Origin of the sequence: Rhizobacter sp. Root1238 (assembly GCF_001425825.1) — a bacterium.
Classification (GTDB): Bacteria; Pseudomonadota; Gammaproteobacteria; order Burkholderiales; family Burkholderiaceae_C; genus Rhizobacter.
The window spans coordinates 285,457-309,607 of the sequence record NZ_LMDM01000023.1 but is presented as its reverse complement, the minus strand read 5'-3'; the positions used below and the strand labels follow the sequence as shown (position 1 = coordinate 309,607).

23 protein-coding genes are annotated in these 24,151 nt (G+C 70.3%); 9 read left to right on the top strand and 14 right to left on the bottom strand.

Going from position 1 to position 24,151, the window contains the following annotated elements; genetic code table 11:
• Nucleotides 1–145 precede the first annotated feature (145 nt).
• Entirely contained in the window at nt 146–1,246 is a 1,101-nt protein-coding gene (locus ASC98_RS18125; protein WP_056814240.1) for a tartrate dehydrogenase, read from the bottom strand.
• A 3-nt stretch (nt 1,247–1,249) separates the two neighbouring features.
• Nucleotides 1,250–2,128, bottom strand: a complete 879-nt coding sequence (locus ASC98_RS18120) for an alpha/beta fold hydrolase (protein ID WP_200952965.1) — start codon at nt 2,126–2,128, stop codon at nt 1,250–1,252.
• Between the two features lie 75 nt (nt 2,129–2,203).
• Here ASC98_RS18120 and ASC98_RS29575 point away from each other — a divergent pair, with 75 nt between their 5' ends.
• Nucleotides 2,204–3,178, top strand: a complete 975-nt coding sequence (locus tag ASC98_RS29575; RefSeq protein ID WP_235581310.1) for a LysR family transcriptional regulator — start codon at nt 2,204–2,206, stop codon at nt 3,176–3,178.
• Here ASC98_RS29575 and ASC98_RS18110 read toward each other — a convergent pair.
• The 4 genes from ASC98_RS18110 to uvrC all read right to left on the bottom strand — a co-directional run bounded on the left by ASC98_RS18110 (nt 3,087) and on the right by uvrC (nt 7,204).
• Complete coding sequence (locus ASC98_RS18110) at nt 3,087–4,043, bottom strand: DMT family transporter (protein ID WP_056814233.1); 957 nt, start codon at nt 4,041–4,043, stop codon at nt 3,087–3,089. The two genes, ASC98_RS29575 and ASC98_RS18110, sit on opposite strands and share 92 nt — an antisense overlap.
• Nucleotides 4,040–4,606 (bottom strand): CDP-diacylglycerol--glycerol-3-phosphate 3-phosphatidyltransferase, encoded by a 567-nt coding sequence (pgsA, locus tag ASC98_RS18105; protein WP_056814230.1) that lies wholly within the window; start codon nt 4,604–4,606, stop codon nt 4,040–4,042. Before pgsA ends, ASC98_RS18110 begins: the two co-directional genes overlap by 4 nt.
• A 23-nt stretch (nt 4,607–4,629) precedes the next feature.
• Nucleotides 4,630–5,046: a hypothetical protein gene (locus ASC98_RS31120; RefSeq protein ID WP_235581309.1), complete on the bottom strand. Its 417-nt coding sequence runs from the start codon at nt 5,044–5,046 to the stop codon at nt 4,630–4,632.
• Between the two features lie 178 nt (nt 5,047–5,224).
• Nucleotides 5,225–7,204: an excinuclease ABC subunit UvrC gene (gene uvrC, locus ASC98_RS18095; RefSeq protein ID WP_082541660.1), complete on the bottom strand. Its 1,980-nt coding sequence runs from the start codon at nt 7,202–7,204 to the stop codon at nt 5,225–5,227.
• Between the two features lie 26 nt (nt 7,205–7,230).
• Here uvrC and earP point away from each other — a divergent pair, with 26 nt between their 5' ends.
• The 4 genes from earP (at nt 7,231) to mnmC (ending at nt 11,951) form a co-directional block, all read left to right on the top strand.
• Nucleotides 7,231–8,289, top strand: coding sequence for an elongation factor P maturation arginine rhamnosyltransferase EarP (earP, locus tag ASC98_RS18090; RefSeq protein WP_157597728.1), 1,059 nt, complete (start codon nt 7,231–7,233; stop codon nt 8,287–8,289).
• Between the two features lie 132 nt (nt 8,290–8,421).
• Complete coding sequence (gene efp / locus ASC98_RS18085) at nt 8,422–8,976, top strand: elongation factor P (RefSeq protein WP_056814225.1); 555 nt, start codon at nt 8,422–8,424, stop codon at nt 8,974–8,976.
• 66 nt (nt 8,977–9,042) lie between these two features.
• Nucleotides 9,043–9,990: a heme-dependent oxidative N-demethylase subunit alpha family protein gene (locus tag ASC98_RS18080; RefSeq protein ID WP_056814221.1), complete on the top strand. Its 948-nt coding sequence runs from the start codon at nt 9,043–9,045 to the stop codon at nt 9,988–9,990.
• Nucleotides 9,987–11,951: a bifunctional tRNA (5-methylaminomethyl-2-thiouridine)(34)-methyltransferase MnmD/FAD-dependent 5-carboxymethylaminomethyl-2-thiouridine(34) oxidoreductase MnmC gene (gene mnmC / locus ASC98_RS18075; RefSeq protein ID WP_056814218.1), complete on the top strand. Its 1,965-nt coding sequence runs from the start codon at nt 9,987–9,989 to the stop codon at nt 11,949–11,951. The genes ASC98_RS18080 and mnmC overlap by 4 nt, the downstream gene beginning before the upstream one ends.
• Here mnmC and ASC98_RS18070 read toward each other — a convergent pair whose 3' ends face one another.
• From ASC98_RS18070 to rpiA, 3 genes are all read right to left on the bottom strand, one after another.
• Complete coding sequence (locus ASC98_RS18070) at nt 11,952–13,040, bottom strand: alpha/beta hydrolase (protein WP_056814215.1); 1,089 nt, start codon at nt 13,038–13,040, stop codon at nt 11,952–11,954. It lies immediately after the preceding gene.
• Nucleotides 13,041–13,054: 14 nt separating this feature from the next.
• Complete coding sequence (locus ASC98_RS18065) at nt 13,055–13,240, bottom strand: hypothetical protein (RefSeq protein ID WP_056814213.1); 186 nt, start codon at nt 13,238–13,240, stop codon at nt 13,055–13,057.
• Nucleotides 13,241–13,317: 77 nt separating this feature from the next.
• Entirely contained in the window at nt 13,318–13,977 is a 660-nt protein-coding gene (gene rpiA / locus ASC98_RS18060; RefSeq protein WP_056814210.1) for a ribose-5-phosphate isomerase RpiA, read from the bottom strand.
• Between the two features lie 70 nt (nt 13,978–14,047).
• Between rpiA and ASC98_RS18055 the strand changes: the two genes are divergently transcribed.
• Nucleotides 14,048–15,082, top strand: coding sequence for a quinone-dependent dihydroorotate dehydrogenase (locus ASC98_RS18055; protein WP_056814207.1), 1,035 nt, complete (start codon nt 14,048–14,050; stop codon nt 15,080–15,082).
• Between the two features lie 3 nt (nt 15,083–15,085).
• Here ASC98_RS18055 and ASC98_RS18050 read toward each other — a convergent pair whose 3' ends face one another.
• Nucleotides 15,086–15,724, bottom strand: a complete 639-nt coding sequence (locus ASC98_RS18050) for a 3-oxoacid CoA-transferase subunit B (RefSeq protein WP_056814205.1) — start codon at nt 15,722–15,724, stop codon at nt 15,086–15,088.
• A 2-nt stretch (nt 15,725–15,726) separates the two neighbouring features.
• Nucleotides 15,727–16,446: a CoA transferase subunit A gene (locus ASC98_RS18045; RefSeq protein WP_056814201.1), complete on the bottom strand. Its 720-nt coding sequence runs from the start codon at nt 16,444–16,446 to the stop codon at nt 15,727–15,729.
• A gap of 192 nt (nt 16,447–16,638) precedes the next feature.
• On the opposite strand from ASC98_RS18045, the gene ASC98_RS18040 reads away from it, so the two are divergent.
• The 3 genes from ASC98_RS18040 (at nt 16,639) to ASC98_RS18030 (ending at nt 20,094) form a co-directional block, all read left to right on the top strand.
• A complete protein-coding gene (locus ASC98_RS18040; protein ID WP_056814199.1) occupies nt 16,639–18,363 on the top strand; it encodes a PEP-CTERM sorting domain-containing protein in 1,725 nt (574 codons plus the stop codon).
• 114 nt (nt 18,364–18,477) lie between these two features.
• Nucleotides 18,478–19,470 (top strand): phosphoribosyltransferase, encoded by a 993-nt coding sequence (locus tag ASC98_RS18035; RefSeq protein WP_056814195.1) that lies wholly within the window; start codon nt 18,478–18,480, stop codon nt 19,468–19,470.
• A 54-nt stretch (nt 19,471–19,524) separates the two neighbouring features.
• Nucleotides 19,525–20,094, top strand: a complete 570-nt coding sequence (locus ASC98_RS18030; RefSeq protein WP_056814193.1) for a LuxR C-terminal-related transcriptional regulator — start codon at nt 19,525–19,527, stop codon at nt 20,092–20,094.
• 28 nt (nt 20,095–20,122) lie between these two features.
• Here ASC98_RS18030 and ASC98_RS18025 read toward each other — a convergent pair whose 3' ends face one another.
• The 3 genes from ASC98_RS18025 to ASC98_RS18015 all read right to left on the bottom strand — a co-directional run bounded on the left by ASC98_RS18025 (nt 20,123) and on the right by ASC98_RS18015 (nt 24,048).
• Entirely contained in the window at nt 20,123–22,534 is a 2,412-nt protein-coding gene (locus ASC98_RS18025) for a transporter substrate-binding domain-containing protein (RefSeq protein ID WP_082541659.1), read from the bottom strand.
• A 63-nt stretch (nt 22,535–22,597) separates the two neighbouring features.
• Complete coding sequence (locus ASC98_RS18020) at nt 22,598–23,263, bottom strand: YceH family protein (protein ID WP_056814796.1); 666 nt, start codon at nt 23,261–23,263, stop codon at nt 22,598–22,600.
• Nucleotides 23,264–23,265: 2 nt separating this feature from the next.
• On the bottom strand, nt 23,266–24,048 hold the full coding sequence (locus ASC98_RS18015; RefSeq protein ID WP_056814187.1) for an SDR family oxidoreductase: 783 nt from the start codon (nt 24,046–24,048) through the stop codon (nt 23,266–23,268).
• Nucleotides 24,049–24,151 lie beyond the last annotated feature (103 nt).

Genomic DNA, 24,151 nt, shown 5'->3' with positions numbered 1-24,151 from the left:
TCAAGCGCGGAAGCGGATTCTATGCGTAATCAGCTGCATCCGAAGGCAGCGTCCGCGAGCGTGCTTCCTCGCTTGACAATAGGCTGTCCGCGTCATATTCGGCGCGGGTTCCAGCCGTGTCGGCCGCCCCGCCTGTCATGCGGTGTCACATGCTTTCGGCGATCGCGCGGCCCAGGTCGGCGGTGCGGGCCGCACCGCCCAGGTCGGGGGTGCGCGGCGCACCGGACGACGGCTCGAGCACCGTCTCGATCGCGCGCAGCACCGCATCGTGCGCGTCGCGGTGGCCCAGGTGGTCGAGCATCATCGCACCCGACCAGATCTGCCCGATCGGGTTCGCGATGCCGCGTCCGGCGATGTCGGGCGCCGAGCCGTGCACCGGCTCGAACAGCGACGGGTGCGTGCCCGCGGGGTTCAGGTTGGCCGACGGCGCGATGCCGATGGTGCCGGTGCAGGCCGGTCCGAGGTCCGACAGGATGTCGCCGAACAGGTTGCTCGCGACCACCACGTCGAACACCTCGGGGCGCTGCACGAAGTGCGCCGTCAGGATGTCGATGTGGAAGCGATCGACCGCCACGCCGGGATAGGTGCGGGCCATCGCCTCGACGCGCTCGTCCCAGTAGGGCATCGTGATCGAGATGCCGTTCGACTTGGTGGCCGAGGTCAGCTTGCGGCGCGGCCGCGACTGCGCCAGGTCGAACGCGAACTTCAGCACGCGGTCGACGCCGACGCGCGACATCACCGTCTCCTGGATCACGATCTCGCGCTCGCTGCCTTCGTACATGCGCCCGCCGATGCTGGAGTACTCGCCCTCGGTGTTCTCGCGCACGATCATCATGTCGATCTCGCCGGGCGCGCGCGGCCGGCCGTCGCGACCCACCAGCGGCGAGCGGATGCCGGGCATCAGCCGCGCCGGCCGCAGGTTCACGTACTGGTCGAACTCGCGGCGGAACTTCAGCAGCGAGCCCCACAGCGAGACGTGGTCGGGGATCTTCTGCGGCCAGCCGACCGCGCCGAAGAAGATCGCATCGTGACCGCCGATCTGGTCCTTCCAGTCGTCCGGCAGCATCTGGCCGTGGCGCTCGTACCAGTCCCAGCTCGCGAAATCGAAATGGTCGAACTGCAGCCCGATGCCGAAGCGGCCGGCCACGGCCTCGAGCACGCGCAGCCCTTCGGGCACGGTCTCCTTGCCGATGCCGTCGCCGGCGATCACGGCGATGCGGTGGGTCTTCTTGTGCGGCGCGTTCATCGTTCAGTCCTTCAGGAAATCGTTCATCTCGGCGAGCAGCAGCTCGGGCAATTCTTCGGCGATGTAGTGGCCGCAGGGCACGGCCCGGCCACTCACGTCTCGCGCGGCATCGCGCCACAGCGCGAGCACGTCGAAGCAGCGCCCGACGGCACCGTGCTCGGCCCACAGCACGCGCAACGGCACCTCGATGCGGCGCCCCGCCGCGCGGTCGGCGCCGTCATGGTCGAGGTCGATGGTGGCGGAGGCCCGGTAGTCTTCGCAGATCGACGCCACGCTGCCCGGCAGCGCGATGCAGCGCTCGTATTCGGCGAGTGCCGCCGCATCGAACGCGGCCAGCCCGGCATGGCGCCGCCCCATCACGCTGCGCAGGTAGAACACCGGGTCGTGGCCGATCATCCGCTCCGGCAGCGGCGCCGGCTGGATCAGCGTGAACCAATGCCAGTAGGCGCGTGCGAAGGCATCGGTCGTGCCTTCGTACATCGCAAGCGTCGGCGCGATGTCGAGCAGCAGCAGCCGCGACACCGCTTGCGGATGATCGAGCGCGAGCCGGTGCGCCACGCGTGCGCCGCGGTCGTGCGCGCACACCGCGAAGCGCGTGTGGCCGAGTTGCGCCATCACGTCGACCGCATCGCGCGCCATCGCGCGCTTGCTGTGCATCGCATGCGCGTCGTCGGGTGCGGGCCGCGACGAATCGCCATACCCGCGCAGGTCCATCGCGACGACGCGAAACCGCTGCGCGAGCTGCGGCACCACGCGGTGCCACATCGCATGCGTCTGCGGATGGCCGTGCAGCAGCAGCAGCGGCGCGCCCTGCCCGCCCACCCGCGCCTGGATTTCGGCCCCATCGACGGCGAAACGCCGGCTCTCGAATGCTTCGAACATGCGGCGCATTCTGGTGCGGTCGCCCGGCGTCAGCAAGCAATAATCCGGAAACCCATTCGTTCCCTGGAGGCATCAATGATCGAGCGCTCCGACCTGCTGCTGGTGAGCAGCGCGGCCGAGCTGGGCAGCCTGGCCGCCGCGGCACGCCAGCTCGACCTGGCGCCGCCGGCGGTGTCGAAGCGGCTGGCGGCGCTGGAGTCGCGGCTCGGGCTGCGGCTGTTCCACCGCAGCACGCGCCGGCTGCAGCTCACGCCGCACGGCGAGGCCTTCGTGGCGCAGGCGCGGCCGTTGCTGCAGGGCTTCGAGCAGCTGCAGGCGCAGCTGACCGAGCGCCACGACGAGCCGCGCGGCCTGATCCGGCTGTGCAGCTCGTTCGGCTTCGGCCATGCGTGGCTCGGGCCGCTGCTGGCGCAGTTCCATGCGGCGTACCCGCAGGTGCAGGTGCAGCTCCACCTCCGCGAGCAACTGCCCGACCTGCGGGCCGCCGGCTTCGACGCCGCGGTGTGGCTGTGGGCGCCGCGCGATCCGAACGTCGTCACGCGCCGGCTGGCATCGAACCGGCGGATCATCGTCGGCGCGCCGGCCTACCTGCAGCGCGCCGGCGTGCCGCAGGCGCTCGACGAGCTCGCGCAGCATGCCTGCCTGGTCGTCAGCGAGAACGACGACCAACCCGCCACCTGGCGCCTGCAGGACCTGTCGCCGCGCGGTGCCGCGGTGACGATGCGGGTGAACGGCCCGCTCGCGAGCAACAGCGGCGAGGTGGTGCGCGACTGGGCGCTGGCCGGCCACGGGCTGATGCTGCGCTCGCTGTGGGATGTGCACGAGCACCTGCGCAGCGGCCGCCTGCAGCAGGTGCTGCCGCGCTACGCGATGCTCGATGCCGACGTGCACTGGGTGCTGCCGCCGCGCGCGCCGAACAGCAGCGTGCCGCGCCGGGTGCGCCTTCTTCAGCAGCAGCTCATTCAGGCCTTGGCGACGCCGCCGTGGCTGGCACCGCCGCAGCGGCCGGGGCCGGCGAGCGCACCACCAGCGCCACGCCGACGGCGGTGAGCGCCATGCCCAGCACCATCGTCGGCGTGATCGACTCGCCGAACAGCAGCCAGGCCATCAGCGCGGTGGTCGGCGGCACCAGGTAGAGCAGGCTGGTGACGCGCGTGGCGGCGCCGCGCTGGATCAGCAGGTACAGCAGCGAGCTGCCGCCCAGCGTGAGGCCGATCACCGACCAGGCCATCGCGCCGATCAGGTGCGGATGGAACACGATCGCCTCGTGCTCGACCAGCGCCTCCCACAGCGCGACCGGCAGGCTGACCGCCAGCGCGGCCAGCAACTGCACGGTGTTGGCGGTGCGCACGTCGCAGGGGGCGACGAAGCGCTTCTGGTACAGCGTGCCGACCGTGATGCACACCAGTGCGAAGGCGGCAAGCGTCAGGTTCCAGGCCGTCAGCTCGCCGGCACCGAGCTTGCGCCACACGACCAGCAGCAGCCCCGACAGGCCGAGCACCAGACCGAGCCATTGGCGCGACGAGACGCGCGATTCGCCGTCGCCCGCGGTCGACGTGACGCTGAGCCACACCGCCGTCAGCACCGGCTGCAGGCCGACCAGCAGCGCGATCGTGCCGGCGCCCATGCCGGACTTCACCGCCGCCCACACGCCGCCCAGGTAGCCGGCATGCATCAGCACGCCCGACACGGCAAGGTGCAGCCATTGCGCGCGGCCGCTCGGCCAGGCCGCTCGCGAGATCGCGATCCAGGCACCGAAGCACAGCACCGACAGCGCATAGCGCATCGACAGGAACGAGATCGGCGGCGCATGCGGCATGCCGTAGCGCGCGACGATGAAGCCGGTGCTCCAGATCAGCACGAACACCGGCGGCATCGCCTGCAGCAGGCGGTCGCGCGCGCTGGTGGAGTTCATCGCACCTTGGCTCGGATCTCCGGCAGCGCCTTCTGCAGGTAGTACACCATCGACCAGATCGTCAGCACCGCCGATGCATAGATCAGCCAGGTGCCCCACAGCTGCGTGTCGATCAGGCCGAACAGCGTGCCGTGGTACAGCAGAAAGGGGATCGCGATCATCTGCACGGTGGTCTTCAGCTTGCCGAGCATGTGCACCGCGACACTGCGGGAGGCGCCGATCTGCGCCATCCATTCGCGCAGCGCCGAGATCGCGATCTCGCGGCCGATGATCACCAGCGCGATCAGCGCATGCAGCCGGCCCAGGTGCACCAGCACCAGCAGCGCGGCGCAGACGAGAAACTTGTCGGCCACCGGATCGAGGAAGGCGCCGAACGACGACGTCATGTTGAGGCGGCGGGCCAGGTAGCCGTCGGCCCAGTCGGTCAGCGCGACGACGATGAACAGCACCGTCGCGATCAGGTTCTGGTGCGGTTCCTTGACGTCGAGGTAGAACACCCCGACGACCAGCGGAATCGAAACGATGCGCGCCCAGGTCAGCAGCGTCGGGAGATTGAAGAACATGGGCGGCATTGTGCCCAAGTTCTTCAGGGATCCAGCGTGCGCGGCTTGAAGCGCTTGTCGTCGTCGAACAGGAAGGTCTCGACGAACTTCCAGGGCTTGGGCAGCTTCGACACATCGCCGAACGGCGCGGCGCGCTTGATCGCGTCGATCGCGATCTGCGTGGTCTCGGGTGCCTGGCCCGGGTAGCGCAGCACATCGATGCGGCGCACGCTGCCGTCGGAGTTCAGCTCGACCTCGAGCACCGGGATCGCCAGCAGGATGTCGGGCGGGCGGCTCATGTAGGTGCCGTTCGGGTTCGACGCGACCATGCGCCGCGCGGCCTGCAGGCGCACTTCGTTCCAGTTGCGCACCGGGCCCGGCGCCGTCAGCTTGACGAAGCCGCCGGGTGCGGGGGCCGGCGCAGCGGTTGCGGGTGCGGGAGCCGGCGCAGGCCGCGACACAGGCGCGGGGGCAGGCGCTGGAGAGGGTGCGGGAGTCGATCCGCAGCCCGCAAGCAACAGAGCAAAGCCGCAGGCCAGCGACAACCAAGCGGACGCCGCGGAACCGGCTTTGCCGGGCCGCCGGCGGCGCCCCCTTGAGGGGGAGACGCCGCAGGCGTCTCGGGGGTGGTCAGTCCGATCAATGCAACGCACGATAGATCTCCTCCGCCAGTTCTCTGGAGATCCCCTCGACGGTGACGAGATCTTCCACGCTCGCATGGCCCACGCCACGCACGCCTCCGAAGCGCTGCAAAAGTTTCGCACGTTTCTTCGGCCCCACGCCGGGTATGTCTTCGAGCCGGCTGCCGCCGGTGCGCACGCTGGCACGCCGCGCGCGCATGCCGGTGATCGCGAAGCGGTGCGCCTCATCGCGGATCTGCGCCACCAGCATCAGCGCCGCCGAATCCTTGCCGAGGTAGACCTTCTGGCGGCCATCGGCGAACACCAGTTCCTCGAGGCCGACCTTGCGGCCTTCGCCCTTCTCGACGCCGACGATCAGCGACAGGTCCAGGCCGAGCTCCTCGAACACCTCGCGCGCCATGCTGACCTGGCCTCGCCCGCCGTCGACCAGCACCAGGTCGGGCATGCGCACCGTGGCAGGCGCGGCCGGTGCGTCGGCCAGCACCGCGGCGATCTTGCTGTAGCGCCGCGTCAGCACCTGGCGCATCGCGGCGTAGTCGTCGCCGCCGGTCACGCCCTCGATGTTGTAGCGACGGTACTGCGCGTTCTGCATCTTGTGGGTCTCGAACACCACGCACGAGGCCTGCGTCGATTCGCCGGCGGTGTGGCTGATGTCGAAACACTCGATTCGGAATGTGTCCAGGTTCTCCGGCGACAGGTCCAGCGCCTCGACCAGCGCGCGCGTGCGCGCCTGCTGCGAGCCTTCCTCCGACAGCAGCCGCGCGAGTTTCAGCTGCGCGCCCTGGATGCACATGTCCAGCCAGGCCCGGCGCGCGTCGCGCGGCTGGTGCTGCGCAGTCACCCGGGTGCCGCTGTGCTCGGTCAGCGCATCGATCAGCGCCTTGCCGACCGGGTGGCTCAGCACCAGCAGCGGCGGCACCTCGCTGTCGAGGTAGTGCTGCGCGATGAAGGCCTCCAGCACCTGCACCTCGGGCGACGAGCGCGCGGCAGCGTCGGCGGCCTCGCCTTCCGCGGCATCGGCCGCGATCTCGGTGCCGTCCTCGACGTGCGCCGGGAAGTACGGCCGGTCGCCCAGGTGCCGCCCGCCGCGCACCATCGCGAGGTTCACGCAGGCACGTCCGCCCTGCACCTTCACCGCGAGGATGTCGGCGTCCTTCGTCGACACGCCGGTGTTGTCCTCGACCGACTGCTGGTGCAGCACCTTCGACAACGCGCCGAGCTGGTTGCGGATCTCGGCCGCCTGCTCGAACTGCAACGCCTCGGCGTGCGCCATCATCTGCGCCTGCAGCCCGTCCATCACCTCCTGCTGCTGGCCGAGCAGGAAGCGCTCGGCGTTCGCCACGTCGCGCGCGTAGTCGTCGGCGGCGATGTAGTCGACGCACGGGCCGGAGCAGCGCTTGATCTGGTACAGCAGGCAGGGCCGCGTGCGGTTGTTGAAGACGGTGTCTTCGCAGGTGCGCAGGTGGAACACCTTCTGCAGCAGCTGGATCGATTCCTTCACCGCCCACGCGCTCGGGTACGGCCCGAAGTAGCGGTGCCGGCGGTCGACCGCGCCGCGGAAGTACGCCATGCGCGGGAATTCGTGCGAGACGATCTTCAGGTAGGGGTAGCTCTTGTCGTCGCGGAACAGGATGTTGTAGCGCGGGTTGAGCGTCTTGATCAGGTTGTTCTCGAGCAGCAGCGCCTCGGCTTCCGAGCGCACGACCGTGGTCTCCATCCGCACGATCTTGCCGACCATGTGGCCGATGCGCGTGCCGCCATGGTTCTTCTGGAAGTAGCTCGAGACGCGCTTCTTCAGGTCGCGTGCCTTGCCGACGTACAGCACCGCGTCCTGCGCGTCGAAGTAGCGGTAGACGCCCGGCAGGCCGGGCAGCGCCAGCACCTCGGCGAGCAGGCGCTCGCGGCCGGCATCGGCGGACAGGCTGGAATCCGCGGGCGCGGCAGGCTCTTCTTCGGGCAACGACGTCGTCTCGTTCATCGCCCGGGATTGTGCCGCTGCCGATAATGCCGCGCATGCCGCAGCTGCAATGGGATCTCTTCTGCCGCGTCGTCGACAACTTCGGCGACATCGGCGTGTGCTGGCGCCTTGCCGCCGACCTGGCCGCGCGCGGCGAACGGGTGCGGCTGTGGGTCGACGATGCGCGCGCGCTCGCATGGATGGCGCCGGGCGGCGCGGCCGGCGTCGAGCTGCGGGCCTGGCCCGAGGCGGAAGACGACACCCGGCCGATCGGCGACGTGGTGATCGAGGCCTTCGGCTGCGAACTGCCGCCGGCGGTGCTGGTGCGCATCGCCGAAAAAGCGGCCGAAGCGCCGCGCAAGCCGGTGTGGATCAACCTCGAATACCTGAGCGCCGAAGGCTATGTCGAGCGCAGCCACCGCCTGCGCTCGCCGCAGATGCACGGGCCGGCGCGCGGCTTCGGCAAGTGGTTCTTCTACCCCGGCTTCACGCCCGCCACCGGCGGGCTGCTGCGCGAGCCGGACCTGATGGCGCAGCGCGAGGCCTTCGACCGCGACGCCTGGCTCGCGGCCCACCGGATCGCGCCGCAGCCGGGCGAGCAGCTGGCCAGCCTGTTCTGCTACCAGGTGCCGTCGGCCGATGCCTTGCTCGGCAGCCTGGAGCACGCCGGCCATCGGCGAACGCTGCTGCTGGTGCCCGGCACCGCGCCAGCGTTGCCGGCACTGCCGGCGTCGGTGCGGGTGCAGTCGCTGCTCTATCTCACGCAGCCGGAATTCGACCGGCTGCTGTGGGCCTGCGACCTGAATTTCGTGCGCGGCGAGGATTCGCTGGTCCGCGCGCTCTGGGCCGGCCGGCCGTTCATCTGGCAGATCTACCCGCAGCACGACGGGGTGCACGCGTTGAAGCTGCACGCCTTCCTGGATCGCTTCGACGCGTCGTCCGACATCCGTGCCGCCTGGCGCGCCTGGAACGGCCTGCAGGCGGCGCCGGCGGCCGGCCCGGACCGCACATCCTGGCAGGCGCAGTGCCTGATTTGGCGCAAAGCGCTGCTCACCCAGGCCGACCTCGCCAGTCAGTTGCTGTCCTTCGTCGCCGAATCGCTATAAAATCGCCGGCTTTGCGCGTTCTGGGTGGATCGATTCCGGCGCGCGCTGATGTTGCTGATACAGATAGCTGATACAGATAACTGATACAGATAACTGATACAGCCCGATCGACACCGCCCCACGGAAACCGTTATGAAAATCGCACAGGAAATTCGCGCAGGCAACGTGATCATGCACGACAAGAACCCGATGGTCGTGCTGAAAACCGAATACAGCCGCGGTGGCCGCAATGCCGCCACCGTCCGCATGAAGCTCAAGAGCCTCTTGAACAACTCGGGCACCGAAGTCGTCTTCAAGGCCGACGACAAGATGGACCAGATCATCCTCGACAAGAAGGAGTGCACCTACTCCTACTTCGCCGACCCGATGTACGCGTTCATGGACGCCGAGTACAACCAGTTCGAGGTCGAGGCCGAGAACATGGGCGACGCGGTGCAGTACCTCGAAGACGCGATGCCGGTCGAAGTGGTGTTCTACGACGGCAAGGCCATCTCGGTCGAACTGCCGACCAGCCTGGTGCGCGAGATCACCTACACCGAGCCGGCCGTCAAGGGCGACACCTCGGGCAAGGTGCTGAAGCCGGCGAAGCTGGCCACCGGCTTCGAGATCTCGGTGCCGCTGTTCGTCGAAACCGGCGACAAGATCGAAATCGACACCCGCACGCACGAGTACCGCAAGCGCGTCTGATCGCGCCTGCCGCACTCTCCCCACAAAGGGCACCCTCGGGTGCCCTTTTTGCTACCGTCCGTGACCATGAGCCCTGCTGCCGGCTTCGACTTCGCCACCGTCACTGCGCCGTTCCGGATGCAGCCCGGCCTGCGCCGGCTCGCGCCTGGCGCGCCGCAGCTGACGCCATCGCGGCCCGGCGATCCGACGCTGCGCGAAAAGCTGGAGGTGCTGCGCGATTTCCCCACGCAGGCCCTGCTCGCCACGCCCGGCTTCGAGGCCGCCGGGGCCTTGCGGGCCTTGTGCGAGCACGCGGCGGCAGAGCATCCGGCGGCATGGCAACACGGCAGCGATGGCCGTTGGCATGCGCGATGGCTCGGGTGGTCGCTGCTGGGCGACGAGCCGGTGCCCGAAGCCGACCCGGTGCCCGGGATCGGCCCCTGCCTGCACGCCCTGCCCGGCCGGTGGCGGCTGCCGGCGCTGCTGAGCCTGGCCTTCGCCGAAGACTTCGCGGTCATCGACGGCGACAGCGCCCGCATCCCATGGCTCGCGGTCTGCCTGCCATCGAACTGGGCGCCCGAAGACAAGGTCGGCCGGCATTTCGCCGAGGTGCACGCGCCGGTCGCCGACAACCAGTTGCTCGTCAACGCCAGCGACCACCTCGCGCGGCTCGTCACGCAGGCCGACCGCTGGGAGCGCTTCGTCTGGACGATCACGCGCCATCCGCGGCTGCACGCCCACCCCGATCGCGTCGACCCGGCACCGTGGCCGCCGACCGCGACGGCCGACGAGCTCGCGTCGCGCGCCTTCTTCCGCACCGAGCACCAGACCTTCATCCCGGTGGCCGGCGGGCACCAGGCGGTGTTCACGATCCGCGTCGGCGTGGCGCCGCTGGCCCAGGCGCTGGCCGACCCGGCGCAGGCCCGCCAAGTGCACGACGCGCTGTCGACGATGAGCCCGGCGGTGCTGGCCTACCGCGGCCTGACCGACGCGCGCGCGCGCCTGCTCGACTGGTTGTCGCGCCGCGCCGCATGAACACGCGCCCGATCGTTCCGGCGGAGCTCGGCTGGTCGCCGCAGGGGCTGCCGTTCTCGCCGCGCCATGGCGACGTCTACCACCCGCTCGCCGGCGCGGCACAACAGGCCTTGCATGTGTTCCTCGGCGGCAACCAGCTGCCGCAACGCTGGCAGCAGCGCCCGCGCTTCGTCGTGCTGGAGACCGGCTTCGGCCTGGGCAACAACTTCCTCGCCACCTGGGATGCCTGGCAGCGCGACCCGCAGCGCTGCGACACGCTGCAGTTCATCTCGACCGAGCTGAACCCGCTGCGGCGCGACGACCTGCGGCAGGTCCCACGCGAGCCGCAATGGGCCGCGCTCGCGCGCCAGCTCGAAGCCGCCTGGCCCCCGCTGACGCCGAACCTGCACCGCCTGTCGTTCGACGGCGGCCGGGTGCAGCTGCTGCTGGCGCTGGGCGACACGCGCGCGTGGCTGCCCGAGCTGGTGGCCGAGGTCGATGCGTTCTACCTCGACGGCTTCGCCCTCGCACGCAACCCCGAGGCCTGGGACAGCCGGCTGCTGAAGACCCTGGGGCGGCTTGCCGCACCGGGCGCGACGGCGGCCACCTGGAGCGCCGCGCGCCCGGTGCGCGACGGGCTGGTGACGGCCGGCTTCGCGGTCGAACGGGTGCCGGGACGCGGCGGCAAGCGCGACATCACGATCGCCCGCTACGCGCCGGCCTTCGTGCCGCGCCGTGCGCCGGCCCGCGCCGCCGCCCCGTCGATGCGGCGCCGCGCGATCGTCGTCGGTGCCGGGCTGGCCGGCAGCGCCACCGCCGCCGCGCTCGCCGCGCAGGGCTGGCAGTGCGAGCTGATCGACCGGCACGCGCAGCCGGCGCAAGAGGCGTCGGGCAATCCGGCCGGGCTGTTCCACGGCATCGTCAATGCGCAGGACGGCACGCATGCGCGCTTCAACCGCGCGGCGGCGCTGGAGATCGCGCGCGTGCTCGCCGGCGCGTTGCGCGACGGCGTGCCCGGTGCGCTCGACGGCCTGCTGCGGCTCGAGACCACGCTGCCCAGCGCGGCCGCGATGCAGGCGGTGATCGATCGGGTCGGCCTGCCGGCCGACTACGTGCAGGCGCTCGATGCCGATGCGGCTGCGCGCCTCGCCGGCCTGGCATTGCACCAGCCGGCCTGGTTCTATCCGCAGGGAGGCTGGGTGCGGCCCGACGCGCTGGTGCGCTGGTTCATCGCGCAGGGCGGCGAGCGGGTGCAATGGCGCGGCGGGCTGCGGGTCGAGTCGATCCACCGCGCGGAGGCAGACGGCGAAGGCGAAGGCGACGGCGACTGGCAGCTGCGCGATGCGCAAGGCGCCACGATCGCCCGTGCGCCGGTCCTCGTGCTCGCCAACGCCGGCGACGCGCTGCGGCTGCTCGGCCACCCCGAGTGGACCGTCGACGCGGTGCGCGGGCAGCTGAGCTTCGCACCCGCCGACGCGGGCTGGGCGCTGCCGCGCCTCCCGGTGGCCGGCGCAGGCTACCTGCTGCCGTCGGTCGGTGGCCAGGCGGTGTTCGGCGCCACCAGCGCCGCCGGCGACATGGCGCCCGACGTGCGGGAGACCGACCATGCCCTCAACCTCGCGCAATACGAGCGGCTGACCGGCCAGGCCGCGCCGGTCGCGGCGGGCACGCTGCAAGGCCGCACCGCATGGCGCTGGGTCGCGGGCGACCGCTTGCCGGTCGTCGGCGCGGTACCCGACCTGCAGGCTGCCATTGCGCGGCCGATCGACCAGGTTCGCTTCGTGCCGCGCGTGCCGGGCCTGTTCGTGTTCACCGCACTGGGGTCGCGCGGCATCACCTGGTCGGCGCTCGGTGCCGACGTGCTGGCGTCGGCGATCACCGGCGCACCGGCGCCGCTGGAAAGCAGCCTGCTCGACGCGATCGACCCGGGCCGTTTCGTCGTCCGGCAGGTCGCTCGCCGGGCGCGCCGCGACGCCCGCTGATCAGGGCCAGGTCGTGCGCAGCCAGCGCCGCAGCGCGGCCGCGACGCGTGGGTGGTTCAGCAATGCCATGTGGCCGATGCCGTCGATCTCGACGCGCTCGACATCGCCGGCCAGCGCCGGGTCGCCCGCGCTGCCCGGCCGCACCAGCCCGTCGCCGAGCCCTGCGACAAGCCGCATCGGCACCGCCACCGTGCCCGGCCCCGCGCCATCGCGCAGGTCGCGGATGCCACGGCTGCGCGCATCGGCCAGCCGGCTCAGCGGCCGCGTCATCGCCGACGCGTCCAGCACCGACGACAACACCTGCCCGGCCCGCTCCAGCGGCGCGCCTCGGTGCGGCGTGCCCAGGCACACCAGCATGCGGATTCGTTCGAGCCACGGGCTGCCATCGGCGGCCGCCTGCTCGCAGGCCGCGCGCGCGACCAGCCCGCCCATGCTGTGGCCGACCAGCACGAGGCTGCCGGCGCGCCCCGGCGCCGATGCGATGAACGTCGTCAGCAGCGCCGACAGCGCGCGGCCGTTGTCGGCGATCGACAGCCCGCTGTTGTAGCGCAGGAAAAGCGGTGTCGCGCCGAACTCGCGCGCGACCATCGCCGGGTAGGAATCGCCGTCGGAAGCACGGCGCTCGACCGTCCAGCTGCCGTCGTCGCAGGCCAGCCCGTGGATGAACAGGCAGACCCGCTCGCCCGGCGCCACGCCCGCGGGCAGCAAGGCCATGCGCACCGCCAGCGGGTTGCCGGCGGCTTGCAGCGCGTCGCCGGCAACGCCGTTCAGCGCGCTGCGCAGCGCCAGCTCGCGGGTGCCGGGCTGGCGTGTCGGATCGGTGAAGCGCTGCTCGGCATGGCCGGCCAGCGTGAGGACGGTAGCGCCGGTCTGGCGCACCGTCGCGTGGACCGCGGTGCTGAGGGTGTCGTGCACCCGCTGCACCCAGCGGGCCGGCGCGGCGACGACGGGCACCTGCTGCACCGTCGCGAAGGCCTGGTCCGCGATCGCCTGGTGCATCTGCTGCACCTGGGTGGAGGTGGCCTCGAAGCCGGCCTTCAGCGCAGCCGCCCAGGCGCCGGGCGCCGGCGGCTTGCTGCGGCGAGCCATCGCGGGGGCGGCGCTCAGGGCGCCGGCTGGTCCCCGGCGCCGGCTTCCTGAGGCTCGCCGTCGGCCGGCTCGTCGCCCTGCCCGTCGCCCGAACCCGGGCTGGTCTTGCGAAGCTCCTTCTCCTTCAGCTTCTCTTCCTTCTTCTTCTTCTTGGCCAGCTCGCGCTGGCGCTTTTCGAACGAGTAGTTGGGTTTGGCCATGGGCCGTCCTTTTCAGCGGATTCGGAACAGGCCCGAGGTTACGCCCTTTTTGGGGGCGCCAGACACCCGGGAGTGGATCAGAACGTCAGCGTCTTCACGCCCTGCGAGGTGCCCAGCAGGCACACGCCGGCCCGGTGGCGCGCGAAGATGCCGACGGTGACGACGCCGGGCCACTGGTTGATCTCGCGCTCCATCGCCAGCGGATCGATCAGCGCCATGCCGCGCACGTCGAGGATGCTGCAGCCGTTGTCGGTGACCACGCCGGCACGCAGTTGCGCGTCGCCGCCCAGGCCGCGCAGCCGCCGCGCGATCTGCGCCGCCGCCATCGGGATCACCTCCACCGGCACCGGGAAGCGGCCCAGCGTGTCGACCAGCTTCGATTCGTCGGCGATGCAGACGAAGGTCTTCGCGATGTCGGCGACGATCTTCTCGCGCGTGAGGGCCGCGCCGCCGCCCTTGATCATGAAGCCGTGGTGGTCGATCTCGTCGGCACCGTCCACGTAGACGGGAATGCTGTCGACCGCATTGCTGTCGAGCACCGCGATGCCGTGGGCGCGCAGCCGCTCGGAGCTTCGCTCGCTGCTGGAGACCGCGCCGACGATGCGGTCCTTGATGCCGGCCAGCGCGTCGATGAAGCAGTTCACCGTGGAGCCGGTGCCGACGCCGACGACGCTGCCGGGTTGCACGTAGGCCAGCGCGGCCTGGCCGACGAGGGCCTTCAGTTCGTCCTGGGTCATGGGCAGGGTCGTGCGCAGGCACGCGTTTGAGACAATCCGCGATTATCCAAGACACACGCCCCCGATCTCCATGGCCCTGGTTCCGTACGCCCTCACCCGCCCGTTCCTGTTCGGTCTCGATCCCGAGCAGGCGCACGACCTGACGCTCGGCGCGCTGGCGCGCCTCCAGCGCACGCCGCTGATCTGCGCGGTCGCGCAGCCGCGGGTCGACGATCCGGTCACGCTGGCGGGCATCCGCTTCCCGAACCGCATCGGGCTGGCCGCCGGACTCGACAAGAACGGCCGCTGCATCGACGGGCTGGCCGCGATGGGGTTCGGCTTCATCGAGGTCGGCACCGTGACGCCGCTCGGCCAGCCGGGCAATCCGAAGCCGCGCATGTTCCGGCTGCCGCAGGCGAACGCGCTGATCAACCGGCTCGGTTTCAACAACCACGGGCTCGACGCCTTCATCGCCAACGTGAAGCAGGCGCGCTTTCGCTCGCAGGGCGGCGTGCTGGGGCTGAACATCGGCAAGAACGCCGCGACGCCGATCGAGCGTGCGGTCGACGACTACCTGCTGTGCCTGGACGGCGTGTACCCGCATGCCGACTACGTGACGGTCAACATCTCGTCGCCGAACACGAAGAACCTGCGTGCGTTGCAGAGCGACGAGGCGCTCGATGCGCTGCTGGCGGCGGTGCAGGCGCGCCGGCAGCAGCTGGCGCAGCAGCACGGCCGCAGCGTGCCGGTGTTCGTGAAGATCGCACCCGACCTCGACGAGGCACAGGTCGGCGTGATCGCCGCCACGCTGAAGAAGAACGCCATCGACGGCGTGATCGCCACCAACACGACGATCGCACGCGATGCGGTGAAGCACCTGCCGCATGGCGAAGAGGCCGGAGGCCTGAGCGGCGCGCCGGTGCTGCAGGCGTCGAACCGGGTGATCGCGCAACTGCGCGCGGCGCTCGGCGCGGGCTACCCGATCATCGGCGTCGGCGGCGTGCTGAGCGGTGCCGACGCGCAATCGAAGATCGCGGCCGGTGCCGACCTGGTGCAGCTCTACACCGGGTTCATCTACAAGGGCCCGGCGCTCGTCACCGAGGCCGCGCGGGCCCTGAAGAAGTAGGCGTCAGAGCAAAGGCACGCCGGTCTTCGCCTGCAGTTCTTCGCGGCTGACGCCCGGCGCAACCTCGACCAGCTTCAGCCCCTTCGGCGTCACGTCCATCACCGCGAGGTCGGTGATGATGCGGTTCACCACGCCGACACCGGTCAGCGGCAGCGTGCAGGCCGGCAGGATCTTCAGGTCTTCGGTGCCGTCCTTCTTGCGCGCGACGTGCTCCATCAGCACCAGCACGCGGGCGACCCCGGCCACCAGGTCCATCGCGCCGCCCATGCCCTTGACCATCTTGCCGGGGATCATCCAGTTGGCCAGGTCGCCCTTGTCGCTGACCTGCATCGCGCCGAGGATGCTCAGGTTGATCTTGCCGCCGCGGATCATCGCGAAGCTGTCGTGCGAACCGAAGATCGACGAACCGGGGATGGTGGTGACGGTCTGCTTGCCGGCGTTGATCAGGTCGGCATCGACCTGGTCGGCGGTCGGGAACGGGCCGATGCCGAGCATGCCGTTCTCGCTTTGCAGCCACACCTCGATGTCGCTGCGCACGTGGTTGGCGACCAGCGTCGGCAGCCCGATGCCGAGGTTGACGTAGAAGCCGTCCTGCAGTTCGGCGGCGGCCTTGGCGGCCATTTGATCGTGGGTCCAGGCCATGGTCAGCTCCCTGCCTTTTCAGTCGCTTTTTCGGTGATCGTGCGTTTCTCGATGCGCTTCTCGGGGTGTGCGTTCAGCACCAGCCGGTGCACGTAGATGCCCGGCAGGTGCACCGCATCGGGATCGATCGAGCCGGTCTCGACGATCTCTTCGACCTCGACCACGGTGATCTTGCCGGCCATCGCGACCGCCGGGTTGAAGTTGCGCGCGGTGCGGCGGAACACCAGGTTGCCGCTGCGGTCGGCCTTGTGCGCCTTCACCAGGCTCACCTCGGGCAACAGCGCGCGCTCCATCACGTAGACGGCGCCGTCGAACTCGCGGGTTTCCTTGCCTTCGGCCACCAGCGTGCCGACGCCGGTCTTCGTGAAGAAGGCCGGGATGCCGGCGCCGCCGGCGCGCAGCTTTTCGGCCAGCGTGCCCTGCGGCGTGAACTCGAGCTCCAGCTCGCCGGCCAGGTACTGGCGCTCGAACTCCTTGTTCTCGCCGACGTAGCTGGAGATCATCTTCCTGATCTGCCGCGTCTCGAGCAGCTGGCCGAGGCCGAAGCCGTCGACGCCGGCATTGTTCGAGATCACCGTGAGGTTCTTCGCGCCGCTGTCGCGCAGCGCGGCAATCAGGGCCTCGGGGATGCCGCACAGCCCGAAGCCGCCGACGGCCAGCAACTGGCCGTCGCGCACGATGCCTTTCAGGGCATCGGCGGCACTGGCGTACACCTTGTTCATGGAGCGTCTCCTGCGCAGTGGAAATCAGCCGGGGAGCGTACTACGTAACGCGTTACGTAGGCCGGGCGGGCGTTACGTAGAAATGACTAGGGTCAAGCGCTATGACACGGCGCAACGAACCCTGTCCGGGCACGCCGTTTGCCCAGCGGACTCTTGCCTCCGGCACCCACTCAGCTTCGGGAGATCAACGCGATGAAGATCCATGCACTCGTCATCATGCTGGCCGCACTGGGGCTGCAGGCCACCGCGCCGGCGGCAGAGCACGGCTCGGCCGGGTTCACGCTGGACCCGATCACCACCATCGCGGCGAGCCGCGATGCGCCGCGCCAGCCGGGCGACGTCGGCCACTGGCTGACCGGCAACTACATCAACAGCACGATGTACACCGCGCCGGACCAGAGCGGCACGACGCAGCGCTACGACAACTTCGTCGGCCCGAACGGCCTGGAGTTCAGCACACCGTTCGGCGAGTCGAACCGGCAGTTCCCGGCACTCGGCGGATCGCAGCTGTCGACACGCGCGAACAGCACGACGAACAGCCTGGGCGTGAGCTGGGCGACCGATGTGCCGACCGACAACGCCAGCGCGAGCATCCAGTGGCAACGCTTCGTGAAGGTGGATCCGCATGGGTCGCTCACGCTGTCGGGGCTGGCGACGCTGGACCGGAGCAACCCGCACCCGCTGTCGACGCACTACGAGTTCGCGCCTGACGGCAACTACAACCTCGCGACGCTGACGCTGAGCGACGAGCATGTCTACCAGCACGCCGTCAGCCTGCACGCATGGATCCTGGACGACGATCCGACCGTGTGGGGCGACGCCTCGCAAGCCCACGCCGGCGGCCCGGAGGCCTTCAGCTACAGCGCCGACTCTTTCGGGGCACTCTCGTTGACGCTGCACAACGACTCCAGCGTGCCGATGTTCGCGAGCCTGGAGGTGTTCGCTTTCAGCGCGGTCGAGGCGATTCCGGAGCCGGCCACCGTGCTGATGATGGTGTTCGGTGTCGGGCTGGTGGCATGGCGGCTGCGCCGGCGCGGCATGGCCCGCCTGGCGCCGCTGTTGCTTGCAGGGTTTGCCACCTCGGGCCTGGTCCACGCCGAAGAGCACGGCAGCGCGTCGTTCACGCTGGATCCGATCGTCACGCTGGCGCCGACGCCCGATGCACCGCGCGTGCCCGGCAGCGTGGGCACCTGGTGGACGGGCAACACGGTCCGCTCGTCGTTGTCGAGCGGGCATGCGAACGGCGACAACGTGCGCCACGACCTCATGTACCCGATGCAGAACGGGCTGGACTTCAGTCCGCCGTTCGGCGTGGGGGCCAGGCAGCAACCGCCGCTGCCGGGCTCGGTGCTGTCGACCGAGGCGCATTCGGGACCGAACACGCTGGGCGTCAGCTGGCACACCGACCTGCCCACCGACTCCGCCGATGTCGAGATCGGCTGGAACCGCGCGTTCAAGCTGGATCCGTACGCGTCGCTGACGCTGTCCGGCATCGCGACGCTCGATCGCAGCGACGCCCACCCGCTGTCGACGCACTACCAGACCGATTCCATCAACGACGAGTACTACCACGTCGCGACGCTGACCTTGCGCGACGAGCAGGCCTATCGGCACGAGGTCTCGTTGCGCTCGACGATGCTGAACCGCGATCCGTTCGACTATGCCGCGGGATCGCAGGGGCGCGTCGCCAGCCCCGACGACTTCACCTACAGCGCCGATTCCTTCGGCGTGCTGTCGCTGACGGTGCACAACAACAGCAGCCTGCCGCTGTTCGCATGGTTCGAGGTGATCGCCCTCAGCAACCCGATGGCGGCCGTTCCGGAGCCGGCGGCCGCGCTGATGATGGCACTGGGCATCGGGTGGGTGGGATGGCGGCTGCGGCCCCGAGCGTCGCCCATGCGCGCGCCCGCCGCCTGACGCCCGGCCCCGGGGGCTCGGGTCTTCGCGCAGGGCGCCGGCCGTTCGCATCGCAGGACGTCGGCGAGGAGCGGCTCCAGCACAGTGGCTGGAGTGCCATGACTCCTGCCCGCCATGCTCCCCATCGTCCCTTCACTTGACCGGCGCCCGTCCTACCTCGGCTACACGCAGATCAGCCAGTGGATCGACAGCATTGGCGACGAACTGCGCGCCGAAGAGTTCGTGGCCGTCGCGGCGGTGCTCCGCGGAGGATTGTTCCCGGCGCAGTGCGCGGCGTTCGCCACCGGCGCACCGCTGTCCTTCATCCGATACGACCGCGCTCGACAAGAGGCGTCGTGGCACGGCGAAGCGCCCCCGCCGGGTCGGCTGCTGCTGTGCGAGGACATGGCCGGCCACGGCCACACGCTGGTGAACTGCCGAGCGCTCGTTCAGCGCACCCACGCCGATCATCGGGTCCTGACGGTCGTCTCCGATGAGTTGTCGAGGATCCGGCCCGACTGGTCGATGCACCGCCCCCATGTCCAGACGGTGCTGCCGTGGGAGCGCGAGGTCGTCTCCACGCAGTTTCGCCGCGCCTACTGGCATGAGGATGGCGCCCACGGCCACCATCCGATGGAGCCGGACCACTGCTATCGCAGCTGGGGCATCGACCTCGACGGGGTCCTCTGCGACGACCTTCCCGCGCAACGGTACGACATCGGCATGGAGGGCGCGCTGAACGAGCGGGACGCGCTGCCCCGCGCGGCGAAGGCGCCGCGCCTGTCGAAGCGGCAGCACTGTGTCGTCACCGGGCGGCCGCACACCGACCATGCCCGCACGCGTGCGTGGCTCGACCGTCGCGGCTATGCCGGCATCGACGTGCATCTTCGCGATCCGGCCCGGCACGATCACGACGATGGCTCCATCGCCGCCCACAAGGCCCTGGCGGCCGAACGGCTCGGCGTCACCGACTTCATCGAGTCCTGCGTGCACCAGGCCGTCCTGATCTCTGCGCACGCACCCCACATGCGGGTCTTCTGGTGGCGAGGCGGCGATCCGGTCCTGATCAACGCCCACCCGTCCAAGGCGACGCTCGGCAGGTTCGAAACCGGCCTGCCGGCCGGGTGACGCGGGGCACGGGACTCCGCAAGCCGGCCGGCACCCACGCCGTACCATCCTCGCATGCCCACCCTCGCTCCCGCCCTCGACTACCGCACCGCCTTCGACCTCGCCCCGGTCGGCCTGGTGCTGTCGCGCAACCGGTTGATGGTCGACTGCAACCAGCAGGTGCTCGCGATGTTCGGCGCGGCGCGTGACCAGTTGGTCGGCCAGTCGTTCGAGATGCTGTACCCGACGCACGAGGAGTTCGAACGCACCGGCGAGCGCATCGTCGCGGCGCTCGATGCCAGCGGCTGGTATGCCGACGAACGCGTGATGAAGCGCGTCGACGGCCCGCAGCGCGGCGAGCTGTTCTGGTGCCACGTGTCGGGCCGCGCGCTCGATCCGGCGCAGCCGCATGCGGCCGGCATCTGGAGCTTCGAGGACCTGTCGTCGCGCCGCAAGCTGAAGGCCGAGCTGACCGCCCGCGAGCGCGAGATCGCCGCGCTGCTGATCGAGGGCCTCACCAGCAAGCTGATCGGCAGGCGCCTCGGCATCAGCCCACGCACCGTCGACGTCTACCGCGCGCGGCTGATGCGCAAGTACGGCGCGGCGACGACGCCGGAGTTGATCTACAAGCTGCTGGCTGCGTGACCTGACCCGGATTGGCATCCGGGCTACGTCAGGCGGATACCACCGTCGCGCTGACCCGGAACACCGCCCCGCCGCCCGGCGCCGCCTCGGCGCTGATCCGCCCGCCCATCGCGTCGACGATCTGCCGCGTGATCGCGAGGCCCAGCCCGGCGCCCTGCCGCAGCTTCTGCCCCTGCACGCCCTGCGCATATGGCTGGAACAGGCGCAGCCGATCTTCATCGGTCAGCCCCGGCCCGGTGTCGCACACGTCGAGCTCCAGCTGCACCGCGGTGCCCTCGCCTTTCAGCCGGCCCTGCACCGTCACCTCGCCCTCGCGCGTGAACTTGATCGCGTTGCCCACCAGGTTGTTGACGACCTGGCGCAGCCGCTGCGCGTCGATCAGCACACGGGCCGCGCTGTCGGCCTCCAGCGTCGCGCGGAAACCCAGGCCCTTGCCCTGCGCGCTCAGCTCCAGCGGCGCGATCATCTGCGACCACAGCGCCGCGAACTCGGTCGGCGCCAGCTGCAACTCCACCTTGCGCTCCAGCTGCTGCTCGTACTGCAGCGTCGTCTCGAGCAGGCTGCGAAAGCCCTCGGCCGATTCGCTGATTGCATCCGCCAGCCGCTGCCGGCGCTCGGGCGGCAGGGTCTCCTTCAGCATCTGCGCACCGGTGCCGATCGCGCCGATCGTGCCGCGCAGCTCGTGCGTCAAGTAGCTGATGAAGCGGCCGCGCGCCGCGGTGCTCTCTTCGGCCAGCCGGCGCGCATCGCGCTCGATCTGCCGCGCCTGCCGCAGCCGCCGGTTGCCGCGCCGCAGCAGCAGCAACCAGGTCAGCAGCACTCCCAGCATCGCCAGCAGCAGCACCCCCAGGCGCACAGCCTGCTCGCGGCTCATGCTCAGCGTGCCGCTGCCCAGCAGCCAGCGGCGCTCGATGTCGTTGGCCTCGCTCGCGCTCACCGCGTCGAGCCCCTTGCGCAGCACGTGCGACAGCTCCGGCAGGTCGCGCCGCACCGCGAAATACAGCTCGCTGTCGGCATCGCCCAGCGTGCCGGTCACGCGCACGCGGCCGGTCAGGCCGTCGTTGATCAGCTGGTTCACCACCTTCAGGTTGCCGATCGCGAGGTCGGCCCGGCCGTCGGCCACCGCCTTCATTGCGCCTTCCTGCGTCTGGAACAGCAGCAGCCGGATCGCCGGGTAGCGGGTGCTCAGCTGCGGAATCAGGAAGTGATCCTGCAGCAGGGCCATGCGCATGTGGCCGACCTCGCCGAGCCGGGTCACCAGCGGCCCGTCCGGGCTGCGCGTGACGATGCCGGTGGGCACGCGCAGGAACGGGCCGACGAAATCGAAATCCTCGCGCCGCTGCGCGGTGCGGGCGGCCCCGACCAGCACGTCGATCTCGCCGTTGACGCCGCGCTGGTACATCTCGGCGAAGCTGCCGCCGGTCTCGCTCTCGATTGTCAGGCCGACCTTGCCGGCGGCCAGGCGGATGAAGTCGGCGCCCAGCCCGCGCAGCTGCGCCAGGTCGTTGCGCAGCGTGATCGGCGCGAAGGCCGCGTCGTAGCCGACGCGGATGCGGCCATGCGCATCGACCCAGCGGCGCTCGGCATCGGTCAGCACCGCGCTGCCCGGCATGCCGTCGGCATCGTCGGGCAGCCAGCGCCGCGCCAGCTGCGCCTGCTCGCTCTGCGTCACCGAGGCCATCGCCTTGTCGAGCACCGCGTGCAGCAGCGGCAGGTCGCGCCGCACCGCCGGACCCAGCGCCGTCAGCCCCGGCCCGAAGCCGCCACGCACCTGCACGTTGGCCAGCAGGTTCTTCTCGATGTAGTGCACCGCGACGTGGCGGTAGCCGATGTAGACATCCGCATCGCCCGACGCCACGGCCCGCAGCGCGGCCTCGGCGCTGTCGTGGCGCTGCACGTTCGCGCCGGGGAAGCGCGACGCCAGCAGCCCGTCGGCCGCCGACGCCGCTTCGACCGCGACGCGGTAGCCGCCGAACTCGGTGGCCGGCGACACGTCGGAGATGTCGCGGCGCACCGCCAGCACCATGTTCGCGCCGAGCATCGGCCGGGTGTGCAGGAAGACGCCGGCGCCATCGGCCGGCGCCGGCATGAAGGCCACCGCATCGAGCTCGCCGCGCGCCAGCGTCTGCATCAGCACGGCCTGGCTTGGCGAGCGCTGGTAGTCGAAGCGCAGCCCGGTGCGCTCGGCCAGCAGGTCCATCAGCTCGATCACGTAGCCCTGCGGCCGCGCGGCGTTGGCATCGAAGGTGAAATACGGCGGCAACCCGGGCGAGGTGCCGACGCGCACCACCGGGTGCTCGGCGACCCAGGCGCGCTCGGCGTCGGTGAGCTTCAGCGTGACGGCTGGCGGCTGCGGCTGGGCCGCCGCCGGCAGGCTGAACGCAGCGGCCAGGCCCATCACGGCCGCCCACCGGTGACACCAGGTCCTCGCTCCGCTCATGAGACTCCGCTCAGTTCGTCGATCAGTTCGCCGCCGCTGCGTCGCCGGCGCAGGTTCGTCGTGTCAGTCCTGCCGGCTCACGCCCAATTCCTGGTACAGCCGCGCCACCAGCGCCCGCAGTTCGTCGACCTCGCGCTTCAGGCTCAGCTGCTGCGCCTTCAAGGCCGCCAGTTCGCTGGTGGCGACGAAATCGTCGTCGCTGGCCGCCACCGGCATCGCCGAGACATCGACGGCGCCGCTCAGCAGGTGCGTCCAGCGTGCCTCGCGCGCACCCGGCGCGCGCGGCAGCTTGACCACCAGCGGCCCGCCCTTCTCGTCGGCGCGCGTCGCCAGTTCGTCGAGGAAGGCCTCGACCGACGACGTGTCGGCGAAGCGGTGCAGCCGCTCGCAGTTGCCGCGCAGCTCGGACGCCGTCTGCGGTCCGCGCAGCATCAGCACCGCGAGCAGCGCGACCGATTGCGACGGCAGCGCGAGCGCGCGGCCGAGGTTGTGCTCGTAGCGGCTGACGCGCGAGCCGCTGGATTCGAACGCGAGGCTCAGCGCCTTCAGCGCGTCGGCGGCGGCCTGCACTTCGGCGTCGGTCGCGTTCATCACCGGATCGCGCGCGGTCTTCTGGTTGCAGCCGGCCACCAGCGAATTCAGCGACAGCGGGTAGCTGTCGGGCACGGTGGCGGCCTTCTCGATCAGCACGCCGAGCGCGCGCGCTTCCAGCAGGGTCAACGGCCGCAGGCTCACACCGCGAACCCGTCGTCGGCCTGCACCACCGCGCCGTTGACGAAGTGGCTCTCGTTCGCGCACAGCATCATCAGCACGGCGTCGAGGTCCTGCGGCTGGCCGATGCGCTTGCGCGGCATCATCTCGATCAGCTTCTTGCCCTGCTCGGTCTTCCAGTGGTGGTGGTTGATCTCGGTGTCGATGTAGCCGGGGCAGATCGCGTTGACGTTGATGCCGTAGCGGCCCCATTCGAGCGCCATCGCACGCGTCATGTGGATGACGGCCGATTTGCTCATGCAGTAGACGCCGATCTGCCCGAGCACCTTGAGCCCGGCCATCGACGCGATGTTGACGATGCGCCCGCCGGTGAAGGTGCCGGGCGCCGAGCCCTGGGCGCGCGCCAGCATGCGCTTGGCCACCTCTTGCGCGACGAAGAACGCGCCTTTGGTGTTGGTGTCCATCACGTAGTCGTAGTCGTCGGGCGTCACGTCGGTGAGGCGCTGCGTGGTGCTGACGCCGGAATTATTGACGAGGATGTCGAGGCTGCCCATCTCGGTCTCGGCATGGGCGACGGCCGCCTTGATGCTGCCGTGGTCGGTGACGTCGAGCTTGACGACGTGGGCATCGCCGCCGTCGGCCTCGATTTCGGCGCGCAGCGCCTTCAGGCGTTCGACGCGCCGACCGGCCAGCACGACGGCGGCGCCGGCCTTTGCAAGGGTCTTCGCGAACTGGGTGCCCAGCCCGCTGGAGGCACCGGTGACCAGCGCGACGCGGCCGGCGAGATCGATGCTGTAGCTCATGTTCCTGGCTCCTGGATTTGTTTGGTGTGGCATGCGGCCACCAAAGACCCGGGGTCTGCGGCGGCCGGAGGTGTCGGGCAAGATAGCACGAACCCTTTCCCGA

Bases quoted from the DNA above. Each gene is read 5' to 3' on its own strand.
- ASC98_RS18055 (WP_056814207.1), top strand. From the start codon at position 14,048: ATGGCCCTGGTTCCGTACGCCCTCACCCGCCCGTTCCTGTTCGGTCTC.
- ASC98_RS18065 (WP_056814213.1), bottom strand. From the start codon at position 13,240: ATGGCCAAACCCAACTACTCGTTCGAAAAGCGCCAGCGCGAGCTGGCC.
- ASC98_RS18070 (WP_056814215.1), bottom strand. From the start codon at position 13,040: ATGGCTCGCCGCAGCAAGCCGCCGGCGCCCGGCGCCTGGGCGGCTGCG.
- ASC98_RS18080 (WP_056814221.1), top strand. From the start codon at position 9,043: ATGAGCCCTGCTGCCGGCTTCGACTTCGCCACCGTCACTGCGCCGTTC.
- ASC98_RS18035 (WP_056814195.1), top strand. From the start codon at position 18,478: ATGCTCCCCATCGTCCCTTCACTTGACCGGCGCCCGTCCTACCTCGGC.
- ASC98_RS18030 (WP_056814193.1), top strand. From the start codon at position 19,525: ATGCCCACCCTCGCTCCCGCCCTCGACTACCGCACCGCCTTCGACCTC.
- rpiA (WP_056814210.1), bottom strand. From the start codon at position 13,977: ATGACCCAGGACGAACTGAAGGCCCTCGTCGGCCAGGCCGCGCTGGCC.
- ASC98_RS18110 (WP_056814233.1), bottom strand. From the start codon at position 4,043: ATGAACTCCACCAGCGCGCGCGACCGCCTGCTGCAGGCGATGCCGCCG.
- efp (WP_056814225.1), top strand. From the start codon at position 8,422: ATGAAAATCGCACAGGAAATTCGCGCAGGCAACGTGATCATGCACGAC.
- earP (WP_157597728.1), top strand. From the start codon at position 7,231: ATGCCGCGCATGCCGCAGCTGCAATGGGATCTCTTCTGCCGCGTCGTC.
- pgsA (WP_056814230.1), bottom strand. From the start codon at position 4,606: ATGTTCTTCAATCTCCCGACGCTGCTGACCTGGGCGCGCATCGTTTCG.
- ASC98_RS18045 (WP_056814201.1), bottom strand. From the start codon at position 16,446: ATGAACAAGGTGTACGCCAGTGCCGCCGATGCCCTGAAAGGCATCGTG.
- ASC98_RS18025 (WP_082541659.1), bottom strand. From the start codon at position 22,534: ATGAGCGGAGCGAGGACCTGGTGTCACCGGTGGGCGGCCGTGATGGGC.
- mnmC (WP_056814218.1), top strand. From the start codon at position 9,987: ATGAACACGCGCCCGATCGTTCCGGCGGAGCTCGGCTGGTCGCCGCAG.
- ASC98_RS18040 (WP_056814199.1), top strand. From the start codon at position 16,639: ATGAAGATCCATGCACTCGTCATCATGCTGGCCGCACTGGGGCTGCAG.
- ASC98_RS18120 (WP_200952965.1), bottom strand. From the start codon at position 2,128: ATGTTCGAAGCATTCGAGAGCCGGCGTTTCGCCGTCGATGGGGCCGAA.
- ASC98_RS18050 (WP_056814205.1), bottom strand. From the start codon at position 15,724: ATGGCCTGGACCCACGATCAAATGGCCGCCAAGGCCGCCGCCGAACTG.
- ASC98_RS29575 (WP_235581310.1), top strand. From the start codon at position 2,204: ATGATCGAGCGCTCCGACCTGCTGCTGGTGAGCAGCGCGGCCGAGCTG.
- ASC98_RS18125 (WP_056814240.1), bottom strand. From the start codon at position 1,246: ATGAACGCGCCGCACAAGAAGACCCACCGCATCGCCGTGATCGCCGGC.
- uvrC (WP_082541660.1), bottom strand. From the start codon at position 7,204: ATGAACGAGACGACGTCGTTGCCCGAAGAAGAGCCTGCCGCGCCCGCG.
- ASC98_RS18015 (WP_056814187.1), bottom strand. From the start codon at position 24,048: ATGAGCTACAGCATCGATCTCGCCGGCCGCGTCGCGCTGGTCACCGGT.